9 protein-coding genes are annotated in these 8,960 nt (G+C 67.3%); 2 read left to right on the top strand and 7 right to left on the bottom strand.

Going from position 1 to position 8,960, the window contains the following annotated elements:
- Window positions 1-98: 98 nt before the first annotated feature.
- The 3 genes from O0J73_RS09050 to O0J73_RS09040 form a co-directional block, all read right to left on the bottom strand.
- Window positions 99-245 carry a hypothetical protein gene (locus O0J73_RS09050; RefSeq protein WP_006423566.1) on the bottom strand — a complete coding sequence of 49 codons (147 nt, stop codon included), beginning with the start codon at window positions 243-245 and terminating at the stop codon, window positions 99-101.
- Between the two features lie 18 nt (window positions 246-263).
- Window positions 264-1,067, bottom strand: coding sequence for a hypothetical protein (locus O0J73_RS09045; RefSeq protein WP_006423564.1), 804 nt, complete (start codon window positions 1,065-1,067; stop codon window positions 264-266).
- 155 nt (window positions 1,068-1,222) lie between these two features.
- Window positions 1,223-2,836 carry an alpha-glucosidase gene (locus O0J73_RS09040; protein ID WP_197565034.1) on the bottom strand — a complete coding sequence of 538 codons (1,614 nt, stop codon included), beginning with the start codon at window positions 2,834-2,836 and terminating at the stop codon, window positions 1,223-1,225.
- Between the two features lie 214 nt (window positions 2,837-3,050).
- On the opposite strand from O0J73_RS09040, the gene O0J73_RS09035 reads away from it, so the two are divergent.
- The gene (locus tag O0J73_RS09035; protein ID WP_308308537.1) at window positions 3,051-4,049 is read left to right on the top strand and encodes a polyprenyl synthetase family protein; all 999 of its coding nucleotides are present in this window, start codon (window positions 3,051-3,053) and stop codon (window positions 4,047-4,049) included.
- A 47-nt stretch (window positions 4,050-4,096) separates the two neighbouring features.
- Here O0J73_RS09035 and O0J73_RS09030 read toward each other — a convergent pair whose 3' ends face one another.
- Entirely contained in the window at window positions 4,097-4,888 is a 792-nt protein-coding gene (locus tag O0J73_RS09030; RefSeq protein ID WP_308308536.1) for a dienelactone hydrolase family protein, read from the bottom strand.
- 130 nt (window positions 4,889-5,018) lie between these two features.
- Between O0J73_RS09030 and O0J73_RS09025 the strand changes: the two genes are divergently transcribed.
- Window positions 5,019-5,612: an SMI1/KNR4 family protein gene (locus tag O0J73_RS09025; RefSeq protein ID WP_308308535.1), complete on the top strand. Its 594-nt coding sequence runs from the start codon at window positions 5,019-5,021 to the stop codon at window positions 5,610-5,612.
- Window positions 5,613-5,671: 59 nt separating this feature from the next.
- Here the strand turns inward: O0J73_RS09025 and O0J73_RS09020 are convergent, their stop codons facing one another.
- From O0J73_RS09020 to murL, 3 genes are all read right to left on the bottom strand, one after another.
- Entirely contained in the window at window positions 5,672-6,043 is a 372-nt protein-coding gene (locus O0J73_RS09020; RefSeq protein WP_308308534.1) for a hypothetical protein, read from the bottom strand.
- A gap of 154 nt (window positions 6,044-6,197) precedes the next feature.
- Window positions 6,198-7,607 (bottom strand): UDP-N-acetylmuramoyl-L-alanine--D-glutamate ligase, encoded by a 1,410-nt coding sequence (gene murD / locus O0J73_RS09015; RefSeq protein WP_308308533.1) that lies wholly within the window; start codon window positions 7,605-7,607, stop codon window positions 6,198-6,200.
- The gene (gene murL / locus O0J73_RS09010) at window positions 7,588-8,940 is read right to left on the bottom strand and encodes a UDP-N-acetyl-alpha-D-muramoyl-L-alanyl-L-glutamate epimerase (protein ID WP_308308532.1); all 1,353 of its coding nucleotides are present in this window, start codon (window positions 8,938-8,940) and stop codon (window positions 7,588-7,590) included. Before murL ends, murD begins: the two co-directional genes overlap by 20 nt.
- Between the last annotated feature and the right edge of the window lie 20 nt (window positions 8,941-8,960).

Genomic DNA, 8,960 nt, shown 5'->3' with positions numbered 1-8,960 from the left:
CGCGCCGCCAACACAAGGGGAGCAGGACCGGAAACCCGCTGCGCAGGCAGCGGGTTTTCTTTTGCATCGGCGCTGCCGTGGATGGATGCGGAACCGACTCATCCTGCTTCGCAGGTGACCAGCGCGGCGCAGCTGATCGCGATGACCAGTATCAGCGCCAGCAGGATCCACCCACTGGATCGGCCAAGGGCGTGGCCAGCAGGGTTCAGCGCAACGGAAATGATCTGGCCCAGCAGTTCCCACATGGCAGAACCGGTCCCTGCTCAGAACTCACCCGATGCCAATTCGATGAACGAACGCTGGCGACTGGCGGCGGTGATGACGCAGGAGCGGTAGACCCGATGCCCGGAGACACCCGTGACATAAGCAACGATCTGGACTGACATCTGGGCGACATAGGACCAGCCAGGCACCCAGCCCACCGGCTTGGGCACGAGGCTGAAAGCAGAAGAGCAGTCCATGATGTGTTTGGTTGCCTCACCCAGAACGTGCCCCACCTCGGTGTTCATGTTCCAACCTGATGCCAGTTCGGCAGACCAGATCGCGGCTGCCACCGACCGCATGGCGGCCTGCTCTTCCACGCCTGGCAATGCCAGGATCGATGCAGGGGCGCGCTCTTCCAGCGAACGCTCGGTGGAACGCGAATGACCAGGAGACAGCTCAAATCGCTTCGCCCAGATCAGCAGCACGCGCTGTTGAAGCTCACCGGAGGTCGAGAAGTAACGCACCGCTCGGTCTTCAGCGTTGTAGTACGCCGCGTGCAGGGTGCCATCGGGGTAGACCACGACCGCCGCAGCATGATGCCCGGGGAACCCCAACCGCCACCCATCAAGCAGCAACCCTCCCTCTTTCAGCGGCACCGGTACCGCCGACTCATCGAAATTGCGCCGGAACGCGCCATATTCCGGTCCGAGCAACTGCTTCAAGCCGGGCACCACGTCGGAACCCTCAAAGGCATCCTCCAGCGCCGGACCCACGGTCACGATGGGCGTGGCGCAGACAGGGGAGGCGACAGACAGCGCCGCAGCCAGCGCCAACAGGCGCAACAGGGAAGTGAAGATACGCATCGGAGTTCCGCCGTGCTGGGAGGGCCATCAGTGTTTTCGCCTGCCCTGCCCCGCGCCATGCCAGAAGTTGGAAAGTCGTCGCCACCAGCGGCCCACAAAAAAGGGACGGGGCGCTTCGGCCCCGTCCCCGCAAGTACCGCCACCGGAGAAAACGGTCAGCTGCGTCGGGCGCAATACACCGCACGCGGCGGCAGCTGGAGTTCATTGCCCTGCACCGTGCCCGCATCCGGGCCCGGCACCGCCACCTGCTGCCAGTTGCCCGGCGGCAGCGGATGGCTCACCGCCTCGGCCGACAGGTTGAACGCCAGCAGGAGGGTTTCATCTGCAAGCATACGCTCGAACAGCAGCACTGGCTCGGCACTTTCGATGAATCGGATGCTGCCGTGCAGGAGCGCCGGCTGGCCACGCCGCCAGACCAGGAACGCTCGGAACGCGGCCAGGACCGAGTGCGGGTCGCGCTCCTGCACCGCCACCGCCGCGGCCCGGTGCTCGACCGGGATCGGCAGCCAGGGCTGGCCCGAGGTGAAACCGGCCAGCGGCGCGTCGGTCCACGGCAACGGGGTGCGGCAGCCATCACGTCCCTTGAAGTTGGGCCAGAAGGTGATGCCGTAAGGGTCCTGCAGGGCCTCGTACGGCACCTCGGCCTCGGCCAGGCCCAGCTCCTCGCCTTGGTACAGGCAGACCGAGCCACGCAGCGAGCACAGCATCGCCACCAGCATCCGCGCCAGGCGCGGGTCGGCCGGATGGCCGCCCCAGCGGCTGACCGCCCTTTCCACGTCGTGATTCGAAACCGCCCAGCACGGCCAGCCTTCGGTCATCGCCGCTTCCAGGCGCGAGACCGTGTTGCGGATGTAGGCCGCGCTGTAGTCGTCCACCAGCAGCTCGAAGCTGTAACCCATGTGCAGGCGACCGTCACGGGTGTACTCGGCGGTGGTGGCCAGCGAGTCCTCCGAGGAGATCTCGCCGAGACTGACCGCCCCTGGGTACGCGTCCAGCAGCGCGCGCAGCCGCTCCAGCAACGGCAGATTCTCCGGCTGGGTGTTGTTGTAGTAGTGGTACTGGTAGGCGTACGGGTTGTCCGGGCTGAAGCCGCGGCCCACCCGCTTGTCGGCAGGCTTGGGCGGGTTGTCGCGCAGCTGCGCATCGTGGAAGCAGAAATTGATCGCATCCAGGCGGAAGCCGTCCACGCCGCGATCCAGCCAGAAGCGCACGTTGTCCAGGGTCGCCTGCTGCACGTCCGGGTGATGGAAGTTCAGGTCCGGCTGGTCGACCAGGAAGTTGTGCAGGTAGTACTGCTCGCGGCGCGGCTCCCACTGCCAGGCACCGCCGCCGAACAGCGACAGCCAGTTGTTGGGCGGCGTGCCATCCTCGCGCGGGTCGGCCCAGACGTACCAGTCCGCCTTGGGGTTACTGCGGTCCTGGCGGCTCTCGCGGAACCAGGCGTGCTCGATCGAGGTGTGGCTCAGCACCTGGTCGATCATCACCTTCAGGCCCAGGCCATGGGCCTTGGCCAGCAGGCGGTCGAAGTCGTCCAGGCGGCCGAACAGCGGATCGACGTCGCGGTAGTCGGCGATGTCATAGCCGAAATCGGCCATCGGCGACTTGAAGAACGGCGAGATCCAGATCGCGTCCACACCCAGCGTGGCGATGTGGTCCAGCCGCTCGATGATGCCCGGCAGGTCGCCGACCCCGTCGCCGTTGGCGTCGAGGTAGCTGCGCGGGTAGATCTGGTAGATGACGGCTCCGCGCCACCATGGATAGTGCGACATCGACAGCCCCCCTCCGGGCAAGCGTGACCCGCCGGAAGCGGGCCGAAATCCTGTTCCGGCAAGCTTAGCGGTGGCCTCCACGGCATGGCGCAACCTGCATACGTATTCACGCAGGCAGCTGGTCGGGCCGGCCCAGGCCTGCCATCCGCCCCGGTTTGCGCCCGAATTCACAGCCAGCGCCTATAATCGGCGGTGAGCCTGAAAGCCTGATCGCATGACCATCACCGAAGACACCCGTCCCGCCCTGGGCCTGCCCCAGATCCAGTCGCTTGCCGCGGCCGACATGGCCGCCGTCGACGCCCTGATCCGGCGCCGCCTGTCCTCGGACGTCGTGCTGATCAACCAGATCGCCGACCACATCATTTCCGCCGGTGGCAAACGCCTGCGCCCGATGCTGGTGATGCTGGCCGGCCACGCGGTCGGCCACGCTGGCCCGGACCACCACCAGCTGGCGGCGATCATCGAGTTCATCCACACCTCCACCCTGCTGCACGACGACGTGGTGGACGAATCCAACCTGCGCCGTGGCCGCAGCACCGCCAACGCACTGTGGGGCAACGCGCCGAGCGTGCTGGTCGGTGACTTCCTGTACTCGCGCAGCTTCCAGCTGATGGTCGAACTGGAACGCATGCCGGTGATGCAGATCCTGGCCGATGCCACCAACCGCATTGCCGAGGGTGAAGTGCTGCAGCTGCTGCACGTGCACAACCCGGATACCGACGAAACCGCCTACCTGCGCGTGATCGAGCGCAAGACCGCGGTGCTGTTCGCCGCCGGCACCCGTCTGGGTGCGCTGGCCAGCGGTGTGGACGAAGCGACCCAGCAGGCCCTGTTCGACTACGGCATGCACCTGGGCTACGCGTTCCAGATCGCCGACGACGTGCTGGACTACTCGGCCAACGCCGAGGAACTGGGCAAGAACCTCGGTGATGACCTGGCCGAGGGCAAGGCGACGCTGCCGCTGATCCACGCCATGGCCCACTCCGATGACGCCACCCGCGAGCGCCTGCGCGCGATCGTGCAGGACGGCGATGCCTCGGCGATGCCGGAAGTGCTGGCCGCGATCCGCGCCACCGGCGGCCTGGAATACAGCCGTCGCCGTGCCGAGGAATACGCCGAAGCCGCCGAGCGCGCGCTCGATGGCCTGGCCGACAACGATGCGGTTGCCGCGCTGCGCGGCCTGGCCCGTTACGCGGTGCAGCGCTCGCATTGACCGCATTCGGTAGTGCCGGCCAGCGACCGGCACTACCGCTGCACGGATCAGCGTTTCTCGAAACGTTCCTCGAAGAACTCATCCAGCGCCTTCCACGCCCGCTTTGCCGCCCGTTCGTTGTATTGGCAGCCCGGCGGGCTGTTGGCATCGCGCTCGGCGAAGCAGTGCACCGCGCCGCTGTAGTTGGTGAACTCCCAATCGACCTTGGCCGCGTTCATCTCTTTCTGGAAGCCGGCGATGTCCTCGGCGGTCACGCTCTTGTCGTCGGCGCCGTTGAGCACCAGCACCGAGGGATGGCTGCCACCGGCCTGTGCCGGCAGTGGCGAACCCAGCCCACCATGCAGGCTGACCACGCCGGCCAGCGGCGCACCGGCACGGGCCAGCTCCAGCACCGTGGTGCCGCCGAAACAGAACCCCACCGCGCCGATCCGGCTGGCATCCAGCGGCGCCTTGCCGGCCTGTGCCTTGAGCACGTTCACCGCCTCCAACGCGCGTGCGCGCAGCAGGGGCCGGTCGTTGCGCAGTTGGGTCGCCACCGGCCCGGCCTCGGCATCGGTCTTCGGCCGCACGCCCTTGCCGTAGACATCGGCCACCAGCACCACATAGTCATCGCCGGCCAACTGCTTGGCCTTCTCGATCGCCGATTCGTTCACGCCTTTCCAGTTCGGCACCATCACCAGGCCCGGACGCTTGTCGTGCTCGCCATCGTCATAGACCAGCACACCACTGAAGGTCGTACCCTGGTGCTTCCATTCCACCGGCTGCGTCTTCATCGCCGCCCACGCCGGCATCGCCGCCAGCCCCAGCATCACCGCCACACCGCATCGCCAACGATTCATGCGCCTGCTCCGCAAAGAAGGGGACGGAGGGGATCAAGACGTATTCGCCCCTCCCACGTCGCATTCTGCATTGGCGACGTGACGCAGGTGTGGTTGGATACGACTTGATCCCCTCCGTCCCCTTTTTTGCATGAACCTTGCTGATCGCTTTCTGTCCGGACTGATCCCACGCCTGCCCGCCGATGACGCCCCCCAGTGGGCCCATGTCCACGGCGCCCACGCCGACGACCTGCAGCGCCTGCGCGCGCAATGGCCACAGGTGCCGGACAGCCTGGTCGCGCTGCTGTCGCGCGTGGATGGCACCCACTTCCGCGAGTACCCCGGTGGCGAGGTCTGTGTACTGATGCTCGGCTCGGACGTGGAAGACGGCGGCTATCCGTACTACCTGCGCTCGGTCGCACAGATCTTCGAAGACCAGCAGCAGTGGGACGACAGCATTCGTTCGATCTACGAGGAATGGCTGGATGACGAGCCGGAAATCCTCGGCGACGGCATCGATGCCGACCTGCCGATGAATCGCCGCCTGTGCTTCTCGCACTGCATGAACAACGGCGGCACCTCGATGCTGTACCTGGATTTCGATCCCGCGCCGGGTGGCTGCGTGGGCCAGGTCGTGCGCTACCTGCATGACCCGGACAGCTACGCGGTGATCGCGCCCAGCTTCGATGCGTACCTGCAGCAGTTGATCGACGGCGACTACGCCTTCATCGACGTGGACGACTGACCGCAGCCGAGCATGGGCTCGGCGCTACAGTAGATCCACGCCATGCGTGGATGGCGGCGTCACCCGCGTTTGATCCAATGCAACGTGCCAGGCTCGAACCCCAGCAGATCCGCGGCTGTCAGCTGCGCACGTACCCAGCGACATTCCGGTGGCTTCGGCTGCCGGGCACCCACCGCGCCATCGTAGTCACGCACCAGCAGGCCGATGCGCGCGGCACCGGCCTGCAGCAGCGCGTCGATGCGTTGCAGCCACTGGCCGGCATCGCCCAGGCCTTCGCTCCGGCGTGCCTGCCGCTCCTGCTGGAAATGCGCCAACTGCTCGGCCAGGGCGCGGGCGATCTTCGCCTCGCTCCAGCCTTTCTTACGCCAGCGCTCCGCATCGCCCTTCCATGCCGGCTCGGCCGCTGCGCTCCATGATCGCGGCGGCTTCAACGTGCGCAAACGAGGTGGGCAGGAACAGGGTGACGAAGGTGCACATGCAGGCTTCTCGAATCCGTCCGGGAATGCGCCGATGGTAACTCGCCCCTGCAGTAGAGCCACGCCATGGGTGGATGCGGCGCCCCCGGTTGCCGGCCAGCGGCCGGCACTACCCGATGCCCAACCCCGGAATCGCGCTGATGGTGTCCGGATCGAATCCGGCCAGTTCGGCGAAATGGCGGCCACGCGCCACGTAATCGCGGTAGGCGCCGAAGCTCGGTGCGCCCGGCGACAACAGCACCACCCCGCCCTGCGCACCCAGCGCCGCGCGTGCCAGCGCCATCGCCTCCGGCAGATCGCCCGCCGCGTGCAGGCCGAAACGGCCGGCATCCGCCAGCGGTTGCAGCATCGCGTGGATGCGCGGGCCGTTGCTGCCCATGGTCACGATCTCCACCGGCGGTACGTCGTGCGCCATGTGCTGCATAAAATCGGTCCAGTCCAGGCCACGGTCGTGCCCGCCCACCAGCAGCGCGATGCGCTGGCCGGCAAAGCATTCCAGCGCGGCCAGGCTGGCGTGCGGCGTGGTGCTGATCGAATCGTTGACGAAGGCCAGGCCATCGGCCACACCGACGCGCTGCAGGCGGTTCGGCAGCGGGCGGAAGTCCTGCACCGCCGGTGCCAGCGACACCGCATCCAGGCCCAGCGCTTCCAGCGCGGCCAGCACCGCGCACAGGTTGCCGCGGTTGTGGCGGCCCGGCAGCGGCGTGTTGCGGGTATCGAACACGGGCTGTTCGCCACGGTGCACGACATCGCCACGCATGTGCCAGCCCTGCGGCTGGTTGAACCAGACCACCTCGCTGTCGCGCAGCGACAGCGCGGCCAGGTGCGGATCGGCCGCATTGAGCACGGCAATACGCGGCGCCGCTTCGGTGACCAGCCGCAGCTTGTCTTCGATGTAACGCTGCTCGCTGCCGTGCCAGTCCAGGTGTTCCGGGAAAAGGTTCAGCACCACCGCCACCTGCGGATGGGCGCCACTGCGCGCCACTTCGCCGGTCTGGTAGCTGGACAGCTCGACGGCCCAGTACTCGGGCGCCGGCTGCGGGTCCAGCACTTCCAGCAGCGGCAGGCCGATGTTGCCGACCAGGCCAGTGCGATGCCCCGCCGCGCGCAGCAGGTGCGCGACCAGCGCGGTGGTGGTGCTCTTGCCCTTGGTGCCGGTCACGCACACGGTGTCGTGCACGATGCCGTCGTCGGCCGCGTGTTCGGCAAACCACAGCGCGGTGCCGCCGATGAAAGACGTGCCCTGCTCCGCCGCTGCCAGCGCGATCGGCTGGTAAGGGCTGATGCCGGGCGACTTGATCACCACGTCGAACGCCGCCAGCGCTTCGGCCGAGGGCTCGCCACGCACCTCCAGCGCGCCCTGCGTTTCCGCCCGCGCGGCCTCGGCTTCAGCAGCCGGACAGAACAGGCTCAGTGGCAGCGCCGGCAGCCGCTCACGCAGCACGGCGAACGCCGCACGGCCCTCACGACCCCAGCCCCACAGCGCAACGCGCTTTCCCTCAAGCTTCGAAATCTTCACGCACCCGTTCCCACAGCACAGCCGGGACACGATGCTCGCCCTGCAGCTGCAGCAGCGGCGCCAGTTCCAGTTCGGCGGCGTCCAGCTGCGGCTGGATCTCGTTGCAGAAGCGCTTCACCAGCACGTCTTCCTTCCATTCCGGGCGCTGCGCCAGCGTCGCCATCGCCGCACGCGATTCGCGGCCTTCGCCCACGCACTCGAACGGCTTGTGGTCCTGGAATTCCAGCAGCGCATCGAAGCCCCCGGCCTGCTCGGCATCGTCCAGCAGGTTGCGGCCGAAGATGCGCACCAGGCGCGTCTTGGGCATGAACGGGGCCAGCGCCAGGAACACGAAGTGGCACTTCGGGCAGACGCCGCACCAGCGGTTCACCGGGCGCTCGCCAAGGATGTGGAAGTTGCGGTTGCAGCTGGAGAAGTGCGCGTCGTAGAAATCGGTCTTGGCGAACTGGCGGGCCACCGCCAGCTCCGACATCGGCCGCAGCAGCGAGTAGTAGTGCAGGTCCGCGGCGACGTGCGCCTGCACATGGCTGCCGAACGCCTGCTCGAATGCCCAGCCCTTCGACCACTGGTGGTTCACTTCGCCGGTGCCCGGAATCTGGCTGCCGTAGCTGGCCGAGCGTTCGTTGGAGAACACCACCTGATCCACGCCTTGCAGCAGCGCGGCCAGCACCATGATCGCCGAGTTCACCGCCGTGACCGGGATATGACCGTTCCAGGCGCCCTGGCGGTTGAGCTCGAACAATTCCGGCGCCAGCGCGCGGCCCAGGTTCAGCGTCGGCAGACCGGTACGCTCGGCACAGGCGCGGATCAGCTGCGAGCCCCCGATCCAGGTCACCGTCTCGTCCACGCCGGCACGGCGCAGCGCTTCGATGCTGACCAGCGAATCCTTGCCGCCACCGATCGCCACCAGCGCATGCGGCTGCAGGCCCAGCACTGGCGCCTGCACCGCTTCGCCCTGTACCGGCAGGCGGAAGCGCCCGCGCAGGTTCAGGCCGTTGCGGTAGGCGAATTCGCCCAGGCCGTTGAGGTAGACCGTCTCCACCAGCGCCGCGGTATCGGCATCGATCGCGTAGCTGTCGATACTGACCGTCTCCGGCACGCCCGCCTTGTAGTAGCTGACACCGGCAATCAGGTGCAGCAGCTGCAGCGCGCGCTGCACGGCAGCGGCACGCGCCTCGTCCAGCACGAACGGCGCGCCGGGCACGGTGATGGTTTCCACCATCTCCGGGCCGTCATCGAAGGCGTAGACCAGCCTGGCCACGCCGGTATCCGCAGCGAATGCGCAGCGGACGAAGCGGAAGCGGGAAACCTGGTGTTTGTCGAAAGCAGTCATGGTGTATCCGGTCAGGCACG

The sequence above is a fragment of the Stenotrophomonas sp. Sm6012 genome (assembly GCF_030985895.1).
GTDB lineage: Bacteria > Pseudomonadota > Gammaproteobacteria > Xanthomonadales > Xanthomonadaceae > Stenotrophomonas > Stenotrophomonas forensis.
This window is presented reverse-complemented; position numbering and strand designations above follow the sequence as displayed.